Origin of the sequence: Streptomyces sp. CA-278952, assembly GCF_028747205.1 — a bacterium.
Classification (GTDB): Bacteria; Actinomycetota; Actinomycetes; order Streptomycetales; family Streptomycetaceae; genus Streptomyces.
In genome coordinates, this window is record NZ_CP112880.1 from 2,127,271 (window position 1) to 2,147,900 (window position 20,630).

At 69.9% G+C, this 20,630-nt stretch carries 20 protein-coding genes; 10 read left to right on the plus strand and 10 right to left on the minus strand.

The window, feature by feature from the left end; genetic code table 11:
• Positions 1-22: 22 nt before the first annotated feature.
• Positions 23-1,090 carry a glucose-1-phosphate thymidylyltransferase gene (locus N7925_RS09220; RefSeq protein ID WP_274343593.1) on the plus strand — a complete coding sequence of 356 codons (1,068 nt, stop codon included), beginning with the start codon at positions 23-25 and terminating at the stop codon, positions 1,088-1,090.
• Positions 1,087-2,100, plus strand: a complete 1,014-nt coding sequence (gene rfbB, locus N7925_RS09225) for a dTDP-glucose 4,6-dehydratase (RefSeq protein ID WP_265599192.1) — start codon at positions 1,087-1,089, stop codon at positions 2,098-2,100. Before N7925_RS09220 ends, rfbB begins: the two co-directional genes overlap by 4 nt.
• Here the strand turns inward: rfbB and N7925_RS09230 are convergent.
• Positions 2,079-2,669, minus strand: a complete 591-nt coding sequence (locus N7925_RS09230; protein WP_265599193.1) for a response regulator transcription factor — start codon at positions 2,667-2,669, stop codon at positions 2,079-2,081. The two genes, rfbB and N7925_RS09230, sit on opposite strands and share 22 nt — an antisense overlap.
• A gap of 317 nt (positions 2,670-2,986) precedes the next feature.
• On the opposite strand from N7925_RS09230, the gene N7925_RS09235 reads away from it, so the two are divergent.
• On the plus strand, positions 2,987-4,012 hold the full coding sequence (locus N7925_RS09235; protein ID WP_265599194.1) for a helix-turn-helix transcriptional regulator: 1,026 nt from the start codon (positions 2,987-2,989) through the stop codon (positions 4,010-4,012).
• On the opposite strand, the gene rdmE is transcribed toward N7925_RS09235, so the two are convergent.
• Positions 3,981-5,600, minus strand: a complete 1,620-nt coding sequence (gene rdmE / locus N7925_RS09240) for an aklavinone 12-hydroxylase RdmE (protein ID WP_274343594.1) — start codon at positions 5,598-5,600, stop codon at positions 3,981-3,983. The genes N7925_RS09235 and rdmE overlap by 32 nt on opposite strands.
• A 233-nt stretch (positions 5,601-5,833) precedes the next feature.
• Here rdmE and drrA point away from each other — a divergent pair, with 233 nt between their 5' ends.
• The 3 genes from drrA to N7925_RS09255 all read left to right on the plus strand — a co-directional run bounded on the left by drrA (position 5,834) and on the right by N7925_RS09255 (position 9,325).
• Complete coding sequence (gene drrA / locus N7925_RS09245; RefSeq protein ID WP_274343595.1) at positions 5,834-6,826, plus strand: daunorubicin/doxorubicin transporter ATP-binding protein DrrA; 993 nt, start codon at positions 5,834-5,836, stop codon at positions 6,824-6,826.
• Positions 6,823-7,674: an ABC transporter permease gene (locus N7925_RS09250; protein ID WP_265599197.1), complete on the plus strand. Its 852-nt coding sequence runs from the start codon at positions 6,823-6,825 to the stop codon at positions 7,672-7,674. The genes drrA and N7925_RS09250 overlap by 4 nt, the downstream gene beginning before the upstream one ends.
• A 106-nt stretch (positions 7,675-7,780) precedes the next feature.
• Positions 7,781-9,325 carry an FAD-binding protein gene (locus N7925_RS09255; protein ID WP_265599198.1) on the plus strand — a complete coding sequence of 515 codons (1,545 nt, stop codon included), beginning with the start codon at positions 7,781-7,783 and terminating at the stop codon, positions 9,323-9,325.
• Between the two features lie 78 nt (positions 9,326-9,403).
• Here N7925_RS09255 and N7925_RS09260 read toward each other — a convergent pair whose 3' ends face one another.
• Both N7925_RS09260 and N7925_RS09265 read right to left on the minus strand, forming a co-directional pair.
• On the minus strand, positions 9,404-10,633 hold the full coding sequence (locus tag N7925_RS09260) for a class I SAM-dependent methyltransferase (protein WP_265599199.1): 1,230 nt from the start codon (positions 10,631-10,633) through the stop codon (positions 9,404-9,406).
• 53 nt (positions 10,634-10,686) lie between these two features.
• Complete coding sequence (locus tag N7925_RS09265) at positions 10,687-11,466, minus strand: cyclase family protein (RefSeq protein WP_265599200.1); 780 nt, start codon at positions 11,464-11,466, stop codon at positions 10,687-10,689.
• A 162-nt stretch (positions 11,467-11,628) separates the two neighbouring features.
• Here N7925_RS09265 and N7925_RS09270 point away from each other — a divergent pair, with 162 nt between their 5' ends.
• The 3 genes from N7925_RS09270 to N7925_RS09280 are packed head-to-tail and all read left to right on the plus strand — an operon-like array spanning position 11,629 to position 14,477.
• Positions 11,629-12,849, plus strand: coding sequence for an acyl-CoA dehydrogenase family protein (locus N7925_RS09270; protein WP_265599201.1), 1,221 nt, complete (start codon positions 11,629-11,631; stop codon positions 12,847-12,849).
• Between the two features lie 58 nt (positions 12,850-12,907).
• The gene (locus tag N7925_RS09275) at positions 12,908-13,546 is read left to right on the plus strand and encodes a dTDP-4-dehydrorhamnose 3,5-epimerase family protein (RefSeq protein ID WP_265599202.1); all 639 of its coding nucleotides are present in this window, start codon (positions 12,908-12,910) and stop codon (positions 13,544-13,546) included.
• A gap of 7 nt (positions 13,547-13,553) precedes the next feature.
• On the plus strand, positions 13,554-14,477 hold the full coding sequence (locus N7925_RS09280) for an NAD-dependent epimerase/dehydratase family protein (protein ID WP_265599203.1): 924 nt from the start codon (positions 13,554-13,556) through the stop codon (positions 14,475-14,477).
• A 2-nt stretch (positions 14,478-14,479) separates the two neighbouring features.
• Here the strand turns inward: N7925_RS09280 and N7925_RS09285 are convergent, their stop codons facing one another.
• The 6 genes from N7925_RS09285 to N7925_RS09310 form a co-directional block, all read right to left on the minus strand.
• Positions 14,480-15,592: a DegT/DnrJ/EryC1/StrS family aminotransferase gene (locus tag N7925_RS09285; protein WP_265599204.1), complete on the minus strand. Its 1,113-nt coding sequence runs from the start codon at positions 15,590-15,592 to the stop codon at positions 14,480-14,482.
• 22 nt (positions 15,593-15,614) lie between these two features.
• Complete coding sequence (locus tag N7925_RS09290; protein ID WP_265599205.1) at positions 15,615-16,433, minus strand: AfsR/SARP family transcriptional regulator; 819 nt, start codon at positions 16,431-16,433, stop codon at positions 15,615-15,617.
• 228 nt (positions 16,434-16,661) lie between these two features.
• Complete coding sequence (locus N7925_RS09295; protein WP_265599206.1) at positions 16,662-17,873, minus strand: cytochrome P450; 1,212 nt, start codon at positions 17,871-17,873, stop codon at positions 16,662-16,664.
• Between the two features lie 53 nt (positions 17,874-17,926).
• Entirely contained in the window at positions 17,927-18,754 is an 828-nt protein-coding gene (locus N7925_RS09300) for a VOC family protein (protein ID WP_265599207.1), read from the minus strand.
• 92 nt (positions 18,755-18,846) lie between these two features.
• Positions 18,847-19,644: an SDR family NAD(P)-dependent oxidoreductase gene (locus N7925_RS09305; RefSeq protein WP_274343596.1), complete on the minus strand. Its 798-nt coding sequence runs from the start codon at positions 19,642-19,644 to the stop codon at positions 18,847-18,849.
• A 59-nt stretch (positions 19,645-19,703) separates the two neighbouring features.
• Positions 19,704-19,958, minus strand: a complete 255-nt coding sequence (locus N7925_RS09310) for an acyl carrier protein (protein ID WP_265599209.1) — start codon at positions 19,956-19,958, stop codon at positions 19,704-19,706.
• A gap of 225 nt (positions 19,959-20,183) precedes the next feature.
• Here N7925_RS09310 and N7925_RS09315 point away from each other — a divergent pair, with 225 nt between their 5' ends.
• Positions 20,184-20,630, plus strand: a complete 447-nt coding sequence (locus tag N7925_RS09315) for a nuclear transport factor 2 family protein (RefSeq protein ID WP_274343597.1) — start codon at positions 20,184-20,186, stop codon at positions 20,628-20,630.

Sequence of the window (20,630 nt, forward strand, 5' to 3'; positions counted from 1 at the left end):
GCTCGTCCTAGGCTCCGGCGGCATGAAGGCTCTAGTTCTGTCCGGGGGTTCGGGCACGCGCCTGCGGCCCTTCACGCACACGACCCCCAAGCAACTGGTGCCGGTGGCCAACAAGCCGGTCCTGTACTACGTCCTCGAGGACATCGCCCGCGCCGGAATCACGGAGGTCGGGATCGTCGTCGGGGAGACCGCCGACGAGATCCGCAAGGCCGTCGGCGACGGTGAGAGGTTCGGCCTCCGGGTGACCTACCTGCCGCAGGAGAAGCCGCTGGGGCTCGCGCACGCCGTCCTGATCGCCCGCGACTACCTGGGCGACGAGGACTTCGTGATGTATCTCGGCGACAACTTCGTGGTCGGGGGAATCGCGGATCTCGTCGGCAGGTTCCGCCACCAGCGTCCCGATGTCCAGATCATGCTCACCCGGGTCTCCGACCCGTCGTGCTTCGGGGTGGCCGAGATCGGCCCCGACGGCCGCGTCATCTCGTTGCAGGAGAAACCACAGTTCCCCCGCAGCGACATGGCTGTGGTCGGGATCTACTTCTTCACGCCGGTCGTTCACAAGGCCGTCCGCGCCATCAGCCCGTCCGCGCGCGGTGAGTTGGAGATCACGGATGCACTCCAGTGGCTGCTGGAAGGCCCGTACGACGTGCGGTCCACCACCATCTCCGGCTACTGGAAGGACACCGGGAACCCCGCCGACATGCTGGAGATGAACCGTCTGGTACTGGACGGGATGGAGCAGGGCACGGAGGGTGATACCGACGCGTCGAGCGAACTGGTCGGCCGGGTCCGGATCGAGGCGGGCGCCCGGATCCGGGAGTCGCGGATCGTCGGTCCCGTCGTGATAGGAACCGGAACGCTGGTGCAGAATTCCTACGTCGGGCCGTACACCTCGATCGCCGAGAACTGCCGGATCGTGGACAGCGAGATCGAGTTCTCCATCGTGCTGGGCAACTCCCGGCTCTCCGGCACCCGCCGGGTCCAGCGGTCGCTGATCGGGCGGAACGTGACCGTCACACCAGCTCCCCGGGTGCCCGCGTGCGCCCGTCTCATCCTCGGCGACGACAGCAGGGTGGAGTTCACGTCATGACGACCAACGTCCTGGTGACCGGCGGTGCCGGCTTCATCGGCTCGCACTACGTCCGCACCCTGCTGGGCCCGTACGGTGACCCCTCGGTGACGGTCACCGTACTGGACAACCTGACCTACGCGGCGAATCCGGCCAACCTCGCTCCGCTGCACGGGAACAACCGGTTCTCCTTCGTGCGGGGCGACATCTGTGATGCCCCGCTCGTCGAGGAACTGATGGCCGGCCACGACCAGGTCGTACACTTCGCGGCCGAGTCCCACGTCGACCGTTCGGTACTCGGGGCCGCGGCGTTCGTGCGGACCAATGTCGTGGGGACCCAGACGCTGCTCGAAGCGGCTCTGCGACACGCTCCGAGGATGTTCGTCCACATCTCCACGGACGAGGTGTACGGCTCCGTCGAAATCGGAGCCAGCAGAGAGAGTGACCCCTTGCGGCCCAGTTCTCCGTACGCCGCCACCAAGGCGTCGAGCGACCTGCTGGCCCTGTCGTACCACCACACACACGGACTGGACGTCCGCATCACTCGATGCTCGAACAACTACGGCACCCACCAGCACCCGGAGAAGGTCATTCCGCGGTTCGTGACGACTTTGCTGAACGGCGGTCGGGTGCCGCTCTACGGTGACGGCGGCAACCGGCGGAACTGGCTGCACGTCGAGGACCACGTCGATGCGGTGGAGCTGGTCAGGAACGGCGGCTCGGCGGGCGAGATCTACAACGTCGGCGGTGGAACGGAGCTGCCCAACAAGGAACTCGCCGCCATCCTGGTCGATGCCCTCGGTCTCGGTCCCGACGCCGTGGAGTTCGTCGCGGACCGAAAGGGGCACGACCGGCGGTATGCCGTCGACCACGAGAAGATCTCCGGACAGCTCGGCTACCGCCCGCGCCGGGACTTCTCCAGCTCACTCGCCCGGACCGTCGACTGGTACCGGGAGAACCGCGACTGGTGGGAGTACTCTGCCGCCTCCGGGCTCGCCCGCCCGGGGCGTCAGATCCACCCGGCCACGTAGGCGATCCGGACCGCATCGATCCTGTTGCGTGCGTCCACCTTGCGCACGACCGTCGCCAGGTAGTTGCGGACGGTTCCGGGACTGAGCGAGAGCTTGAGTGCGATCTCCTCTGTGCCGTCCCCTCCGGCGGTGAGTCGCAGGACGTCCAGCTCGCGGTCCGTGAGCGGGCAGCCACCGTTCCCCCAGGCGGCGAGGGTCATGTCGGGGTCGAATACGCGACGCCCCTCGTACACGTCCTTTATGCCTGCGCACAGGTGGGCGGGGGAAGAGCTCTTCAGTACCAAGCCACCCAGGCCTGACGCCACGGACTCTCGCACCGTGCGGAGTCGGGCGGAGCCTGCGAGGAGCAGCGTCCGGCAATCCGGGAGGTGCTCCTGAATAGCCACGGCGGCGAGAAGGCTTTCATGGTTTTGTACATCGATGACGGCCACATCGGGGCTGAACTCCAACACGGTCTGGACCAGATCTCTACCGGTGTCGATGGCAGCGACAACCTTGATGCCCGATTCACGTTCCAGAAGTGCGACCAAACCGTCGCGGACCATTTTCAAACCGTCGGCCAGAACCACTCGTATCACCGCACATTCCCCCACAAATGGTCGCGGATGGCACTCGCTTGCGCTTGCCTACTACCCTTGGTTCAAAATTGCACTTCTGGACCGAAGTCCCCCCGCGATCGGTGGGACACGAAAAACACGAGCCCCCCGGCATCGCGCCTTTACATCCACTTTGCCAGAAAACCTTAAATGCAGACCCTCATGCGACTATAAGAGGCGATTGCCTTTGTGGCTACAGCCGTCCGCGAATGGCTGGATACCGAGGTCACCCCCCACCGTCTCGCGTATTGCGGCCGCTAGGTGGCCGCAATACGTGTCATCCTGTCGGCATGGCCGAGACACCGTCCCGCATGCTCCGTCTGCTGTCCCTTCTGCAGAACTGCCGGGACTGGCCGGGAGGGAAGCTGGCAGAACGGCTCGACGTCAGTCCGCGCACGCTGCGCCGCGACATCGAGCGGCTGCGAGACCTCGGCTATCCGGTGAACGCCATTCCGGGGGTGGGCGGGGGCTACCGGCTGGAGGCGGGCGCCGACCTGCCGCCGCTCCTGCTCGACGACGACGAGGCCGTCGCCATCGCGGTGGGCCTGCGGACCGCGGCGGGTGGCAGTGTCGCGGACATCGAGGAAACCTCGATCCGGGCCCTTGCCAAACTCGAACAGGTACTGCCGAAACGACTCCGCAGCAGGGTCAACGCCCTGCAGATGTACACCGTTCCCATGTTCGGAGTGGGCCCGACCGCGAACCCCGGCTACCTCGCATCGGTGGCCCAGGCCTGCCGTGACCGGCAACGGCTCCGGTTCACCTACCGCAAGCGGGACGGAGAAACCCGCAGCCGCCTGGTGGAGCCGTACCGCCTGGTCCATGTGAACCGTAAGTGGTATCTGCTCTCCTGGGACACCGAACGCGAGGACTGGCGCACCTTCCGTATGGACCGGATGGACGCGCCGCTCATCACGGGTGTCCGCTTCCAGCAGCGCGAACTGCCGGCCGAGGACGCCGCGGCATACGTGGCACAGTCCATCACTTCCTCGCTGGCCAACCACCGTGCGCTGGTAACCCTGTACGCACCCTTCGAGGTCGTGGCAGAGCGGATTCGCCCGCGCGACGGAATCCTCACCGTGCTCGACGAGCGGACGTGCCAACTGCGCACGGCCGCCGACACTCTCGAGTGGCTCGCACTCACCATCGGCATGTTCGGCATCGACTTCGAAGTACACGAACCGCCGGAACTGGTGGCCTACGTCCGTGAGCTGTCGGACCGGCTGGCTCGCGCGGCGACGCCGCGCGAGCCCCGGTCACCCAGCCCCGGAGCCTCCCCAACCGTCATTCCCGCCGGCGGGCCAGCAACCGGCTGAACAATGCGTCGAGCCGGTCCCGGGCATCGGGCCCAGCCTCCCCGGCCGTCCGCCAGGCAACAACGCCGTCCGGCCTGATCAGGCTGGCACCCGCTCGTCCGATACCGTACGAGCGCGCCAACTCACCGGATGCGTCCGTGAGTTCCTGGCCCGTTCGGTGCACCGCGAGCCGAAAGCCCGCGCGCTGGGCGGCAAGGTCCGCCTGCACCGCCCACTCGCCGCCCGCCGACGCCGCGAGGAGCACCCAGCCGTCGCCGAGGAGCTCCACGGTGGAGCGCCGCACGCCGTCCTGTTCGATCCAGACGTGCGGCGCCCGGAAGCCGGCGCGGCCGGACGGCGAGCGCGGGTCCTCGGTGGGTGCGGGGTCGTCGTCCTCGATGGCTACCGCGTCCGACCGGTAGCGGAATCCCAGGAGCACTTCGGCCGTGCCGCGTTCCTCGGGGACGCTGCCCAGCAGGTGGGGCGCCATCCGCTGGGCGTAGACGGCGAGTGATTCGTCCACGACGAGGTGGGCCACGATGGACCGTTCCGCCTCGTAGCTGTCGAGGAGTCCCTCGCCGGCCTCGCCCCGCAGTACGGCAGCCAGCTTCCAGGCCACGTCGTAGCCGTCGCCGATGGCGGTGTTGCCCCCCATGCCCCCGGTCGGCGGGGTGACCTTGGCCGCGTCGCCCACCAGCAGGATCCGGCCGTCACGCCAGCGGTCGGCGATGCTCGCGGCCATCTCCCAAGCCTGAATGTCCAGGATGTCGGGGACGAGCCCGGGTGCGTCCACGGCCGCCCGGATCAGCTCGGCGCACCGCTCCGGCGTGTAGTCCTGGACCGTTTCGCCGCGTTCGAGGTCGTACCGGACATAGAAGGTGTGCCGGTTCGGGCGGTCAGTGGGACCGAACGTGCCCGTGAAGTCCCGGTGTTGCAGGTAGTACCAGCCCGTCGAACCGGGCGGGACGACTGCTGTGAGGTCGGCCTCGAAGATGACACCCATGAAGTGGGCGAGGACACCCTGGCCGTGCCGGGTGATGCCGAGGCGTTCGCGGACCTCGCTGCGGGGCCCGTCGGCGGCGACCAGGTAGCGGGCTCGTACGGTCTGCTCCTCCCCGGTCACCACGTCGCGCAGGAAGGCGGTGACATGCGCGTCGTCCTGCTCGAACCCGGAGAGTTCGGTGGCGAACCGTACCTCCGCACCGTGCTTGACCGCGTGGGCCAGCAGGACGGGCTCGACCCGGTCCTGGGGAGCGAGCGCCCAGGGCATGGGGGTACACCGCTCGGTGGCGCTGACGAGCTCCTCGAAACTCTCGGCGAAGCTGTGCAGCACCGGCCCGCCCACCCGTTCCACCACCTTGATGGTGAAGTCGCCCTGGGCGCCGCGGATGTCGTCCGCGGCCAGAATCTCGTCGGCGACCCCGCCGAAGCGGAACAGTTCCATGGTGCGCGGGTTCTGCCCCGCCGCCTTCGGCAGCAGGGAGGTGGCCGCGTGCCTCTCCACCAGCAGGACCCGGACACCGCGTCGGGCGAGAAACATCGCGGTGGACAGGCCTCCGAGGGCCCCTCCGACCACGAGTACGTCCCACTGCACATTCGACTGACCCACCTCGTGCCTCCCTGGCTCCGCGGCCGTTGCCGACCACGGAGCCAGCCTGCGGGGGGCCGCTTGAGACCGTCACGAAGGCTGCTGGAACACCTGGTGAAAGCGATCGTTCCGGCAGGTCAATTGCGGCCATTAAGTGTCCGCGTTGGGGGCTATGGTGCCGAGGTGAAAGCGAATGACCAAGAACTCTTAACATGCCCACTTCGCCCACTTCCTGCGAGTACGGAGGGCACCCTGTGACCACGCAGCCGACCTGGGCCATCGAAACATCCGGCCTCATCAAGGCCTTCAACGGGGTCAAAGCGGTGGACGGACTCGACGTACGGGTACCCGCCGGCGTCGTCTACGGGATTCTGGGGCCGAACGGCTCCGGGAAGTCGACCACCGTCCGCATGCTGGCCACGCTGCTGCGTCCCGACGGCGGCACCGCTCGGGTCTTCGGCCACGATGTGACGCGCGATCCCGACGCGGTCCGCCGCCTGATCAGTGTCACCGGACAGTACGCCTCCGTGGACGAGGGGCTGACCGGCCTGGAGAACCTTGTTCTCATGGGCCGGCTGCAGGGCTACTCCTGGGCCCGGGCCCGGGCACGGGCCGTCGAGCTGGTCGAGACGTTCGGACTCGGTGACGCCCGTGACCGGCTGCTGAAGACCTACTCCGGCGGCATGCGACGCAGGCTGGACATCGCCGCCAGCATCGTCGTCACCCCGGACCTGCTGTTCCTGGACGAGCCGACCACGGGCCTCGACCCCCGCAGCCGCAACCAGGTCTGGGACATCGTGCGGGCCCTGGTCGTCGCAGGCACCACGGTGCTGCTGACAACGCAGTACCTCGACGAGGCGGACCACCTCGCCGACCGGATCGCGGTCATAGACCACGGCCGGGTGATCGCGGAGGGCACCACCGGGGAGCTGAAGTCCTCGCTGGGCTCGGACGTCCTGCGGCTGCGGCTGCACGATGCCGCCGGGCGCGCCGAGGCGGAACGGGTCCTGAGCAAGGAACTGGGTGTCATGGTCGACCTCGGCTCCGACCCGACGACGCTGACCGCCCGCGTCTCCGACTCACGCGAGGTCATGCGCGCTCTGGCCGCGCTGTCCCGCACCGCGGTGGAGGTACGCGACTTCTCCCTCGGCCAGTCCAGCCTCGACGAGGTGTTCATGGCCCTGACCGGTCACACGACCGAATCCCAGAGCAACGGTGAAGCGTCGCAGGAGGAGAGGGCCGCATGACCACGGAGCAACAGACCCTGACCACGTCCGCCACCAGTGAGGACCGGCTGCGGACCGCGCTGTCCGCGGGAGAGAGGCCGCCCCGCATCTCGGCGGTCTCCGCGACCATGACGCATCTGTGGCGCGCTCTGATGGCGTTCAAGCACTTCCCCGTGCAGCTGATCGACATCGTGCTGATGCCGCTGATCTTCCTGCTGATGTTCACCTACCTGTTCGGAGGCGCGTTCGCCGATTCCACGGAGGAATACCTGCAGTTCTATCTGCCCGGTGTGGCCGTGCAGGCGGTCGTCATGATGACCGTGTACACCGGTACGTCGTTGAACACGGACATCCACAAGGGCGTCTTCGACCGGTTCAGGACGCTCCCCTTCTGGCAGCCCGCGACGCTGGCGGGAAACCTCCTCGGGGACGTGCTGCGCTACGCCATCGCCCTGGCGACCACGGTGGGCGTCGGGCTGCTCCTCGGGTTCCGGGCGGACGGCGGATTCCTGGGTGTCCTGCTGGCGGCACTGGTGCTCATCGTGTTCGGGTTCAGCGTGAGCTGGATCTTCGCGGCCCTGGGCGTGGTGGCGAGCGAGCCGGAGCGGGTCTCGGGTACGAGCATGATCGTGATGTATCCGCTCCTGTTCATGAGCAACATCTTCGTCATGCCGGAGACCATGCCGGGCTGGATGCAGAACGTGGTCGACGCCAATCCGATGAGCCACGCGGCCACTGCCTCCCGCGCGCTCATGCACGGCACCGCCGACTTCTGGGACGTGGGCCTGGTCCTCATCATCTCGGCGGGCCTGGTGGCGGTGTTCGCTCCGCTGACCATGCGGCTGTACCGGAACAAGAACGCTCACTGAGCCGCCGGAGTGGCGCTCGTGCCCCCCTGGAGCACCATTGAGAGGGCACGGGCGGCATGCCTAACGTCCTGGGACAGCTTCCGCACATCCCGAAGGGGCGGCACCCGTGACGCGAGAACTCCCTCTGTCCCCACCGCCGGCGGTCGTCGGCCGCGGCGGCGCCCGCTACGCAGATCTCGTCGGCCGGGGCATCAACGCACGTTTTCGGCCCGATCCGGACACGATACGGGTGGTGACCAGCGCGGAGCAGGCGCTGCGGGCCGTGGCGGACTCCGCGCGGGAGGGCACACGGCTCGCGGTGCGCAGCGGGGGTCACTGCTTCGAGTCCCTGGTGGACGATCCCGCCATCGCCACCGTCATCGACGTGTCCGAGATGCGGTCGGTCTCCTTCGACAGGGAGCTCCAGGCCGTCTCCGTCGAGTCCGGGGCCACCCTGGGAACGATGTACCGGACCCTGTACCTGGCATGGGGTGTGACCGTCCCGGCCGGGCGGTGCCCCGAGGTGGGGGTCGGCGGCCATGTCGCGGGCGGCGGGGGCGGTGCGCTCTCCCGCCGGTTCGGGCTGTCGGTCGACCACCTGTACGGGGTGGAGGCCGTGGTGGTGGACGCCGACGGACGGGCCAGGCTCGTACGGGCGACCCGGGAGCCGGACGACCCGCACCGTGACCTCTGGTGGGCCAGCACGGGAGGGGGCGGGGGAAGCTTCGGCCTGGTCACGCGCTATCTCTTCCGCTCGCCCGAGGCCGATGCCCGGCCGGGGGCGGCGGATCCGGGGGCGCTGCTGCCGAGGCCGCCTGCCGCGGTGCTCCGCAAGACGGCGCGCTGGGACTGGGCGGACATCGACGAGACCGCCTTCCGTACGCTGGTGCAGAACTTCGGCGCCTGGCACGAGGAGCACGCGGAGCCCGGCGGACCCGGGGCCGGTCTGGACAACAGTCTGGCCCTGCCTCGGGCCGGCGGCGGGCAGATCACCCTGGAGACGGCCGTGGACGCGACCCGTCCGGATGCCGGCGAGATCACCGACGCGTTCGTCGCAGCGGTGTCCCGGCAGGTCGGTGTGGCCCCGGAGGTCTCGGAGACGACGCTGCCCTGGCTCGCGGCGACGCTCGTCCCGGACGAGTTCGCCGGGGTGAAGGGCCGGTTCAAGTCCAAGGCCGCCTTCCTGCGCACCGGATGGACCGACCGGCAGGCCGGGTTGGTGCACCGGCGGCTCACCGACACCTCGTCGTACGGCAACCCGGCGGCGACGGTGTACCTCCTTTCGCACGGGGCTCAGGTGAACGGGCCCGGGCCGGCCGACACGGCCACGGCCCACCGCGACGCCGTACTCAAGACGTACTGGTCCGTGTTCTGGTTCGACGGGAGGGAGGACGCCCTTCACCTGGACTGGATCCGGGCGTCCTACCGGGAGTTCTTCGCCGACGCCGGCGGAGTGCCCGACCCCGGCCGCGGCTACGGCGGGGCCTTCGTCAACTACGCCGACGCCGATCTGACCGATCCGGCACTCAACGACAGCGGGGTGCCCTGGCACCGGCTGTACTTCCGGGACAACTACCCTGCGCTGCAGCGCGCCAAGGAGCGCTGGGACCCCCGCGACACCTTTCGCCACGCGCTCTCCGTCCGGCTGCCCGGGGCCGACGACTCCGCCTGATGCGGGGGAACTCCCGGACGTACCGCCGACGGCGTCCGGCCCCCGGCAGAACCGGGGGCCGGGGGCCGGACGCCGTCCTCAGACGAGCCGGAACTGCGGAACGTACAGGATCCAGCGGCCCCCCTGCTCCGTGAACGCGGCTTCCCTGGACCGGACCTCTTCCAGGTGGTTCCACGCGAAGAGCAGCGCGTAGTGGGCCCCGGAGGTCCGGAACTCCTCCGCCGAGCGGATCGGGATGTGCGACCCGGGGAGCATCCGGCCGATCTTCTCGGGGGTGGTGTCGTAGACGCACGGGAGCAGATCAGGGCCGATCCCCGTGTAGTTGAGGACCGTGGCACTCTTGGCGGTCGCCCCGTAGCCGACGACGTAGTACCCGTGGTCGCGCAGTTCGCGCAGACGTGCCACGAGGTCCCAGCACACCCGTTTGACCTCGGTTCCGAACTTCTCGAGAACCATCGGGTCGCCGAGTCCGCGCCGGTTCTCCTCGGCGATCAGTTCGGCGACCCGGGGGTCGGGCTGCCGTCGCCCCGGCCTGGCCAGGGTGTACCGAACCTCGCCCCCGTGTACGGAGAGCCGCTCGACGTCGATCAGTTCGAATCCGAAGCGGCTGGCGGCGGTCTCCACCGAGCGGGCGGTGAACAGGTAGAAGTGCTCGTCGTAGATCTGGTCGAAGGTGTTCTTCTCCACGATGTCACCGAGGTAGGGATCCTCGAAGACGAAGACCCCGTCCGGGCCGAGCAGAACGTCGAGACCGCGGAAGACCGAGTCCAGATAAGGAATGTGGCACAGGGTGTTGGCCGCGTAGACGACGTCGGCCGGTCCGTACTCGTCGACGATCTCACGCGCGGTGGCCTCCTCGAAGAACGCGGTCCGCACCTGCACCCCCTTCGCCCGGGACACCTCGGCGACTGCGCCCGAGGGCTCCACGCCCAGGTGCCTGATTCCGGCGTCCCGCACGGTCCGGAGCATCACCCCGTCGTTGCTTCCGATCTCCACGCAGAACGGGTCCGGCCCGCCCAGTTCGGTTTCGATCAGGCGTCGGGCGGTGTCGCGGAAGTGTTCCCGCATGTACTCCGAACCGGATGAGCGGTACGGGTAGTCGTACCGGAACATGCGGTCACGGGGCACCTCTTCCAGCAGCTGGACCATGGTGCACTCGGCACACATTCCGGCCGCGAGCCGGAAGAAGAACTCCTGGTCGACCTCCTCCTCCGTGGGGAAGTGGTCGGACAGTGGCTGACGTCCGAAGTCGAAGAACGCCCGCACGCGGCCGCCACAGATACGACATGTCGATTCGTTCGGCTCCATGATCCCTCTCGTTGCCGGGTGGCCAACAGGACCCGGGCCACCGCCCGGAACGCTCATTCGTCGAGCAAGGCGACCGCGCGGGTCCAGCCCGCCCCCGCGCCCGCGATCTTCACCGGGAAGCAGGCGACGTGGAAGCTGTCGCCATCCGGCAGCGCGGCGAGATTTCCCAGCCGCTCTATCTGGCAGTACTCCCGGTACCTGCCGGTGACGTGGGCCGGCCAGAGGACCGACCGGTCGCCCGTCTCCCGGTAGCGCTCGACGATGACGCCGAACGGTGCGTCCAGGCTGAACGCGTCGGTTCCGACGACCCGAACCCCGTGGTCGAGCAGCAAGTGCACCGCCGGACCGTCCAGACCGGTGAAATCGGTGAAGTACCGCTCGGTTCCGGCCCAGGCCGAGGCGCCGGTACGGAGCAGCACGATGGTGCCCGGCTCCGGGAGGCGGCCGACGCGGTCGAACTCCTTGCGCAGCTCGGCGACCCCGGCCACCGGACCCTCGACCCCGGTGAGGTCGAGCAGCAGGCCGGGGCCGTAGAACCAGTCGAGCGGCAGCTCGTCGATGTTCCGCGGCCGGCCGTCGCCGTAGTGCGCCCGCGAGCCGTAGTGGGACGGGGCGTCCACGTGCGTACCGGTGTGCGACGTGAGGGAGAGCCGGTCCAGGGACAGAAACTCGCCGTCGGGCAGTTCATCCGGATCGAACTCCACGCCGAAGTGCCGGCGCATCTCCTCGCTCATGTGCACGGCGCCTTCCCGGGGGCCGAGCACCTCGTGCCGCACCGGATCGGGTTCCCACGCCGACGCATCCACCGCGGTGGAGATGTCGATGATCCGCATGCCGTCGCCTCCTTCTCCTCGGGCCCCAACAGCACACCGAGCCCCTCGAACCGCGACGGAGCGCCGGTGGTCCATGTGCCCGGCACCTGGTCTCCAGCGATTCTCGAAGCCCGGACAAGAGCCTGGATCCTCGAGTGTCGTCCCCACCCCGTACGAGGAGCCATGACGGAGGCAGCTGTGTACGAAGGAGCCGGTTTCCGGGTCGACAACGGCCTGTGCGAGCCCACCACCGCGGCCGGACAACGGCTGCTGGAACTCCTGGAGCGGCACCGGCCGCACCTGGAAGCGGAGAGCCAGGAGAACGACAGGGAGGCGGCCCTGCCCCTCGACCTGTTCGGCCGCATGCGGAAGGACGGCGTGCTGGGGGCCACCGTCCCGGAGGAGCTCGGCGGGCTCGGAGTGGGTTCCCTGCACGACATCGCGCTGGCCCTCGCCAGGGTCGCGGCGAGCGACGCGGGGGTGGCACTCGCCCTGCACATGCAGTTCAGCAGGGGCCTGACGCTGAGCTTCGAGGAGCGGCACGGGGCGGAGGGGACGCGTCGGCTCGCTCACGACCTGCTGCGGCAGATGGGCTCGGGCGAGGCGGTGATCTGCGGGGCCGTGAAGGACGTGCGGGGCACAACCGTGCTGACCCGCACGCCGGATGGGTCCTACCGCCTGGACGGCCGCAAGACGCTCGTCAGCATGGCCGGGATCGGCACGCACTTCGTGGTCTCGGCACGCCTGGAGGAGGAGGGCCGTCCCGTCCGCCGCGCCGCGCCGGTGGTGCGCCGCACCACCCCGGGCCTGACGGTCCTGGACAACTGGGACGGCATGGGGATGCGTTCCTCGGGCAGCGTGGACGTGGTCTTCGACGGATGTCCTCTGGAGGAGGACTGGGTGCTTCCGCGCGGAGCACCGGACGTCCGCGACGACGCCGCGCTCGCCGGCCAGACGATCAGTTCCGTCGCCATGCTCGGCATCTACGTCGGCATCGCGGAGTCCGCCCGCCGGTACACGGTGGACGCGTTGCGCAAGCGCGGAGGCAGCCCGCCGGCCGCGGTGCGGACCCTGGTGGCCGAGATCGACGCGCGGCTGTTCGCACTGCACACCGCGGCGGCGGGCGCACTGGCCACCGCCGACCGGCTCGCCCCCGACCTCAGCGGCGACCTCGCGGTGCGCGGTCGCACGATGATGACGTCGTTCCAATACGCCAAACTGCTGGTCAACCGAGACGCCGTGGGACTGGTGGACGACTGTGTGACGCTGCTGGGCGGCGTGTCCTACGGCAACTCCCACCCGCTGGCGCGGAAGTACCGCGATGTCCGGGCGGGCGGGTTCATGCACCCCTACAACTTCGCCGACGGCGTCGAGTACCTGAGCGAAGTGGCGCTGGGACGGTGACCGCCGCACGGACGGGAACCGCCGGACAGGTTCGGACCCCAGGATCGGGAGGTGGGCGATGAAGGCTCGGGAGCTCGCGGTGGAAGGGGCGTACACCTTCGCCCCGGAGGTGTACCCGGACGATCGCGGGCTGTTCGTCTCGCCGTTTCGCGAGCAGGGGTTCACGAAGGTGGTCGGCCACCCGCTCTTCCCCGTACGGCAGACCAACCACAGTCTGTCGGGACGCGGGGTGGTGCGGGGAGTGCACTACACGGTGACCCCACCGGGGACGGCCAAGTACGTGTACTGCGCCCGCGGCAGGTCGCTGGACATCATCGTCGACGTGCGGGTCGGTTCCCCCACGTACGGCCGGTGGGACGCCGTCGAGCTGGATCCCGGGGAATTCCGGGCGGTGTATTTCCCGGTCGGGGTGGGCCACGCGTTCGTCGCCCTGGAGGAGGACACGGTCATGTCCTACATGCTGTCCGGCGAGTACGTCCCCTCGCACGAGCTGGCGGTCTCCGCACTGGACCCGGCGCTCGGGCTGCCCGTACCGACCGATACGGAGCCACTGCTGTCCGAGCGTGACCGCGTAGCGCCCGACCTCGCCACCGCCCGGGCCGCCGGGACGCTGCCGGACTACGCCGCGTGCCGCGAGGCGGAGTCGCTCCTGTGGCCGCGGACGCAGAACCCCGCGCCCCGCCGCGGCGAGGGCTGAGGTGGGCATGCGGGTCGTCGTCCTCGGTGCGACGGGCAGCGTCGGCCGTCAGGTGTGCGCGACGTACGCGGCACGGGGATGGGAGGTGCACGGTGTGGCCCGGCACCCCCCGGCCCGGCCGGACGGACACCGCTTCACCGCACTCGACCTGGCGGTGGCCGCGCCGGAGCGCATCGCCGAGCTGGTGGGCGCTCCGCCCGCGGACGTGGTGGTGAACGCGGCCGGCGGCTGGGGGGACACCGAGGAGGAGATGTCCCATTCGCACCTGCGGCTGGTCCACCGGCTGCTGGAAGCCCTGGCCCTGGTCCCCGACGGGCCGCGCCTGGTGCACCTGGGGTCCGTGCACGAGTACGGCCCTGTCCCGCCGGACACGCTGCTGCGCGAGGACCGGCCGCCGGCGCCGGTGACGCCCTACGCGCGGATCAAACTGGAGACGTCATCAGCGGTGCTGGACGCCGCGCGGGCCGGCCTGGTGGAAGCCGTGGTGCTGCGGGCCGCCAACATGACGGGCCCCCACCCGCCGCAGGAGAGCTTTCTGGCTGCCCTGCTGGTCCGGATACGGACCGCCCTCGCGGACGGCGGGCGGCTGGAGCTGACCGTCGCCGACGCCCGGCGGGACTTCGTCGACGTACGGGATGTCGCCCGCGCCGTGTTCCTGGCGGGCCGGAGTCCCCGGGTGGGCGGCTCGGTCGTCAACATCGGGCGGGGGGAGGCCGTGCCGGTCGGCGATGTGGTCGGTTGGCTCATCGAGGCCTCCAGCTTCCCCCCGAGCCGCGTCGACCGGCGGGCGGCCGCTGTCCGGAGCAAGGGGGGTGACTGGACCCGGCTGGACATCGGGCAGGCCCTGCGGCTGCTGTCGTGGTCACCGCAGATCGGCCTGCGGGACTCGGTGCACGCCATGTGGCGCACGGACCAAGGCCCCCGGTGCTGATCTCACAGGGAGCCGATGACCTCCCGTACCGCCTCGATCACCCGCTCCTGCTCGTCGACGGCGAGCGAGGGGTACATGGGCAGGGAGAAGATCTGCTCGGCGAGCCCTTCGGTCACCGGCAGGTCGCCCTTGCCGTAGCCGAGGTGGGCGAAGCCGCTCATGGTGTGGATCGGCCACGGGTAGCTGATGTTGAGGTGGATGTCCCGGGCGGCCAGCGCCTTGATGATCCGGTCGCGTTCGGGGTGGCGGACGACGTACACGTAGTAGACGTGGTCGTTGCCCGGCGCGGTGGCGGGCAGGACCAGCTCGCCGAGGTCGCCGAGTCCTTCCTCGTAACGACGGGCCACGGCGCGGCGGCCCTCGATGTAGGAGTCGAGGCGGCGCAGCTTGCGGCGCAGGATCTCGGCCTGCACCTCGTCGAGCCTGCTGTTGTGGCCGGGCGAGCTGACGACGTAGTAGCGCTCCTCCATGCCGTAGTACCGCAGCTGCCGCAGCCGTCGGTCCGTCTCGATGTCCGGAGTGACGACCGCGCCGGCGTCACCGTAGGCGCCGAGGACCTTGGTCGGGTAGAACGAGAAGGCCGCAGCTTGTCCCGCGTTGCCGACGAGTTGCCCGTGGCGGCGGGCGCCGTGCGCCTGCGCGCAGTCCTCCAGCACCTTCAGGCCGTGTTCGGCGGCGAGTTCGAGGACGGGGGCCATGTCCACGCTCTGTCCGTACAGATGCACGGGCAGCAGGCAGCGGGTACGCGGGCCGATCGCCGAGCTCAACAGCCCGGTGTCCATGAGGTAGTTCTCCTCGGACACGTCGACGAAGACGGGGGTAGCGCCGACAGCCGCGATGGCCACCACGGTCGGGGCGGCGGTGTTGGAGACGGTCACCACCTCGTCACCGGGTCCGATGCCGAGCGCGCGCAGGCCGAGGACAAGTGCGTTGGTGCCGTTGTCGACGCCGGTGCAATGAGGTGATCCGTGGTAGGCGGCGAATTCCTCCTCGAAGCCGCGGACACTGTCCCCGAGGATGAGACGGCCGGAATCGAACACGGTCTCCACCGCGTCCAGAATGTCGGCCCGCTCGTTCTGGTACTCGGTGAGGTACTGCCACACGTAGGTGGACACCTGACTCCCGTTCGGGTAGTGGTCAAGCGGTCGTGGCTGTGGCGACCGCCGGGATGGCCAGGCCGGTCCGGTCGATGCCGGGGTCGGCACGCAGGATCGCGTACTGGAGGTGCTGGAGGCGGGCGGACGGTTCGACGCCCAGCTCGTGCACCAGCGTCCTGCGGAGCTTGATGAACGTCTCCAGTGCTTGGCTGGTTCGGCCCGCCCGGTGCAGGGCGATCATGAACTGGGCCCACAGGTTCTCGTGCATGGGGTAGCGCGCGGTCAGCGCCGACAGCTCGGGGAGCAGGCTCGCGTGCCGGCCCAGCTTCAGATCGGTCTCCACCCGGTCCTCCAGGACGCCGAGCCTGCTCTCCTCCAGCCGGCCCACCTCCATCCCGATGCGCATGCCGGCGTGCACGTCCACGAGCGCGTCGCCCCGCCACAGGCCCAGCGCCTGGCGGAACCGGGCGGACGCCCTGGTGAGGTCGCCCTGTTCGAGCGCCCACTTGCCCTCCCCCGTGAGGTGCTCGAAGGCGTACACGTCGGTGCAGGTGGGGTCGACGTCCAGCTGGTAGCCGCCGTAGGAGGTACGGAGCACGTCCTTGGCAGGGCCATTGTGGCTGGCTCCCAGGGCGACGGTGATGCCTCGTCGCACTTGGAGGATGTAGGTCTGGAGCGTGGTCAGCGCGCTGGCCGGGGGCTGGGTGCTCCACAGTTCCTCGATGAGGGCGGGCACCGTGACCACGGTTCCCGCGTGCAGCGCGAGCAGTGTGAACACCTGGCGTGGCTTCCGGGCGATCGGGGTGACCGAGACCCCGTTCTGGAGCGCGACCAGTGGACCCAACATGTCGATTTGCATTGCCGGTTCTCCCTCTGTGGCGTTCTGATGCGTCAGCAGGTGGAATCGCGTCCCAGCGGCGGGAGACATCTCATCGATGTCCCCCGTGTACTCCTGGCCATCCTGGCAATCGCGTGGTACGCCGCGAAAGTGCGTGGGGCATGTGCTGGGATTGATCCCTCACATCCAGCCATGAGGAATGCACGGTCGGAGCCGCCGGCTGCTCCGGTGCGGGTGATGGTGGGCGTGTCAGCGCAGCCAGACGGGGAGTTCTGTGAGTCTCGCCGTCTGCGCCCCCGTCCGGGTCCACCTCAACTCGCTGTACGGTACGGCCAGTCGGGCGGCGGGGAAGGTGCTGCGCAGCACCTTGATCATCGTGCGCGACTCCAGCTGGGCGAGCTGCTCCCCGATGCAGTAGTGCGGTCCGTCGCCGAAGGTGAGCTTCCGGTTCGACGGGCGCTGCGGCCGGAAATCGTGCGGCTCCTCGTGGTGGCGGCCGTCGGTGTTGATGCCTTCGATGTCCACGAGCACCGGAGCTCCCCGGGGCAGCAGCACCCCGCCGATCCGTAGCTCGGTGGCAGCGAACCGCCAGAGTGTGTACGGCACCGGCGGGTGGTGGCGCAGCGCCTCCTCCACGAACCGGGTGACGCCGGAGTCGTCGGCGTCGGACGCGAGGCCCCCCGCCAGGACCTCGGCGAGCAGGAACCCGAGGAAGGATCCCGTCGTGTCGTGACCGGCGAATATCAGTCCGGTGATCATGTAGATGAGCTGGTCGTCGGAGACGGAGCCGAACTCCGCCGTCGCCCGCTCGCGCAGGACGCGGGTCATGCTCGGCGGGCCGTCCTCACCTGCGGCCCGCACGGCGGCGGAGAGGAGCCCCACCAGCGCCGAGGTGTCGGGGACGGCCTCTTCGGCGCCGCCGTCCCCGTTCTTCTCGTCCTGGGGACTGCCGAGGCCGAGTGCTTTGAGTACGCCGACGGCCTCCCGCGCCATCACCGGGTCGGTCACCGGGACGCCGAGCAGGTCGCAGATGACCAGGAGCGGGAAGTGGTAGGCGAACCCGCCGATCAGTTCGGCCGGTTCGCCGGACCGGCCGGAGGCATCGGCGAGTTCGCCGAGCAGCCGGCCGGCGACGGCGGCTATCCGGTCCGTCCGCTCGGCGAGCCGGCGCGGGTTGAACGCGGGCGCGTGGACGCGGCGCAGCCGCCGGTGGTCCTCGCCGTCCACGGCGATGATCGTGAAGGGCCGCAGCTCCGGGGCCGGCCGGTCGAGCCCGTCGTCCACCCCCCGCCACGACTCGGGAGCCAGCTCGGGGTCCTTGACGAAGCGTGGATCGGCCAGCACCTCGCGGGCCAGCGCGTCGTCGGTGACGACCCAGGCGGGACCGCCCGCGGGAGCTTCCACCTCGACGATCGCCCCGGCGCGGCGGAAGGTGTCGTGGAGCTCGGGCTTGCGCCTCATGGACATGACCGGGCAGCCGAACGGATCGAGCCCCACCCGTGGTGCCGCCTCGCTCACGAGGAACCGCCCGGTGCCGCCGGGAAGTCCTCGCGGAGTTCCACCACCGAGAACCCGGCGCCGTGCGGGTCGACCAGGTCCGCGCGCCGCCCGCGGGGCGTGTCCGCCGGTTCGTTCTCGACGACGCCGCCGAGTGCCACGGCCCGCTGCGCCGTCCCGTCGCAGTCGTCCACGGCGAACGACACCGCCCAGTGCGGCCGTACGGCACCTGTGACGCCCAGCTGCCTGCTCCCGGCGACCGGAGTGCCTCCGATCTGCCAGACCGGGTCGGACACCCCCGGCACGCCGGTGTCCCACGGGGTCAGGCCCAGGGTCGCCGGGTAGAAGGCGCGGGATCCGGCGAAGTCACCGGTGACCAGCTCGACCCACCCGACCGAGCCGGGGACCCCGGTCACCTCGGCGCCCTCCATCATCCCCTTGCGCCAGACCGCGAACGCGGCGCCCGCCGGGTCGGCGAAGACAGCCATGCGTCCGAGTCCGAGAACGTCCATCGGGGTCATGATCACGTCACCGCCCGCCGCCTCGACCCGCTTGGTCAGCGCCTCGGGGTCGTCGGTGGCGAAGTACACGGTCCAGATGGCGGGCATGCCGTGCTGTTCGTTGTCCGGCCCGTACGAACGGTGGTAAGGGGTGTCGATCTGGTGGCGGGCGACCGCGGCGACCAGCTGCCCGCCGGAGGTGAACGTCGTGTAGCCTCCGGCGCCCGGATCGCTCACGACGGTGGCGCTCCAGCCGAAGAGGCCGCTGTAGAAGTCGGCCGACGCGGCGACGTCGGGTGAGCCGAGGTCGAACCACGCGGGAGTGCCGGGGGCGAACCTGTTCACAGTGGGTTCCTCTCGGTGAATCCTTGTGCGCACGTCCGTGCGCTCGATGGTCGGGGCCGCGGAGCGGCCCGGAAAGGGCGGCGCGGAGCAGGTCAGCCGGCGGCGCCCACGGCGGCCGCGCTCGCTTCCCAGAGCTTCGCCGCCAGCCCCGCGTCCGCGGCCGGGCCGCTGACCGGCACCAGCCGCCGGTCGGCGTAGTAGCCGCCTGGGGACAGCCCGTCGGACGGCGTCGTCGCCAGCCATACGAGGGTGTCGGCGCCCTGCTCCGCGGAACGCAGGAAGGGATTGAACCGGAAGTACGTCGAGGCGATGGTGCCCCGTCCGATACGGGTACGGACCTCGCCCGGGTGGTAGCTCGCCGCCAGGACGCCGGGCCAGCGTCGAGAGGCCTCCGAGGCGGTCAGGAGGTTGGCCAGTTTGGAGGTGCTGTACGCCTCGCCCGCGCTGTAGCGGCGGCCGTCGCCGGCGAGTTCGCCCGGATCGATCCTGCCCTCGGTGTACGCGTCGGAGGAGGTGAGGACGAGACGGCCTCCCTCCAGCCGGTCCCGCAGGAGCGACGCGAGGAGGAACCCCGCCAGATGGTTGACCTGGAAGGTCGACTCGAATCCGTCCGCCGTCGTCTTGCGCGACCAGAACATGCCGCCCGCGTTGGCGGCCATGACGTCTATACGCGGGTACCCCTCTCGCAGCCGCTCCCCCAGGTCACGTACCTGCCGCAGCTCGGCGAAGTCCGCCCGGAAGGCGTCCGGGGCCGCGCCGGAGATTTCGGCGATCTCCCGGGTGATCCTGCTCAGGCGCCCGGGGTCGCGGCCGACGAGCACGAGACGGGCTCCCCGGCGGGCGAGGGCGAGGGCCGCCGCCCGGCCTATGCCGGACGTGGCTCCGGTCACCAGTGCGGTCCGGCCCGCCAGCCCACCGTAGGTACTCCCCCGCCCGGGATGGTCCGGCCTCATGCCGCTGTCCGCAACCTCTTCTTGACGAACGCCAGCAGACCGATCGGGGTCCTGACCTCCGCCAGGTCCTCCTCGGGCAGCTGCACCTCGTACGTCCGCGCGATGCGGTTGACCACCTCCAGGACGGCCAGCGAGTCGTAGCCGAGCTCTTCGAACGTCCGGGTGTCCTCCGCCGACAGATTGACCGGCTCGTCCTCCCCCATGCTCTGTCTCATGATCTCTTCCAGTTCCGCCTGGCCGAACTCCGCCATTCCCACTCCTTCGCACCGGTGGCCGCTCTCGCGTGCCGCTCTGCCGCGACCGCGACGACCACCCTCGGCGCGGGGCGTGGAGTCGGGCTGGAGCGACAGTGGTCCGGTCGTTGTCAGCCTCACCTCAAGACGGGAGGCCGACGGTGGGCCCGACACGCTGGGCGGCGGGCGTGCGGTCCGGCACCGGAGGGCGACCAGGCCCCCACGGCGATCCGAAAGGCAACCATGAACGCGTTCGCGGCGGACGACAGGCGGGCGGACGGCCCGGCCGACCCCGGGATCCACCTTCAGGTACAGCAGTTCTACGCACGGCAGATGCAACTCCTGGACGACGGCAAAGCCGAGGAATGGGCGCGCACCTTCACGGACGACGGCGTCTTCCAGGTGGGCGGTGAGGCAGTCCGCGGTGCGTCCGACATCGCGCGAGCCGCACGGCAGACGGTCGACCGCTTCGACGCCGACGGGATCACCCGCAGGCACTGGCTGGGGATGCTGACCGTCGACGGCAAACAGGACGAGGTCGGCGCCCGGAGTTACGCGGTGGTGCTGGAGACACCGCGGGGCGGGGACCCGGTGCTGCGCCGCAGCACGGTCTGCGCCGACCTCCTGGTGCGGGAGGCGGGCGAGTGGCGCGTCAGGCACCGGACGGTCACCCGCGACGGGCTGGACTGA

Coding starts and splice junctions, on each gene's coding strand:
- N7925_RS09250 (WP_265599197.1), top strand. CDS start 6,823: ATGACCACGGAGCAACAGACCCTGACCACGTCCGCCACCAGTGAGGAC.
- N7925_RS09280 (WP_265599203.1), top strand. CDS start 13,554: ATGCGGGTCGTCGTCCTCGGTGCGACGGGCAGCGTCGGCCGTCAGGTG.
- N7925_RS09275 (WP_265599202.1), top strand. CDS start 12,908: ATGAAGGCTCGGGAGCTCGCGGTGGAAGGGGCGTACACCTTCGCCCCG.
- N7925_RS09270 (WP_265599201.1), top strand. CDS start 11,629: ATGACGGAGGCAGCTGTGTACGAAGGAGCCGGTTTCCGGGTCGACAAC.
- N7925_RS09295 (WP_265599206.1), bottom strand. CDS start 17,873: ATGAGGCGCAAGCCCGAGCTCCACGACACCTTCCGCCGCGCCGGGGCG.
- rfbB (WP_265599192.1), top strand. CDS start 1,087: ATGACGACCAACGTCCTGGTGACCGGCGGTGCCGGCTTCATCGGCTCG.
- N7925_RS09265 (WP_265599200.1), bottom strand. CDS start 11,466: ATGCGGATCATCGACATCTCCACCGCGGTGGATGCGTCGGCGTGGGAA.
- N7925_RS09315 (WP_274343597.1), top strand. CDS start 20,184: ATGAACGCGTTCGCGGCGGACGACAGGCGGGCGGACGGCCCGGCCGAC.
- N7925_RS09290 (WP_265599205.1), bottom strand. CDS start 16,433: ATGCAAATCGACATGTTGGGTCCACTGGTCGCGCTCCAGAACGGGGTC.
- N7925_RS09220 (WP_274343593.1), top strand. CDS start 23: ATGAAGGCTCTAGTTCTGTCCGGGGGTTCGGGCACGCGCCTGCGGCCC.
- N7925_RS09235 (WP_265599194.1), top strand. CDS start 2,987: ATGGCCGAGACACCGTCCCGCATGCTCCGTCTGCTGTCCCTTCTGCAG.
- N7925_RS09310 (WP_265599209.1), bottom strand. CDS start 19,958: ATGGCGGAGTTCGGCCAGGCGGAACTGGAAGAGATCATGAGACAGAGC.
- N7925_RS09260 (WP_265599199.1), bottom strand. CDS start 10,633: ATGGAGCCGAACGAATCGACATGTCGTATCTGTGGCGGCCGCGTGCGG.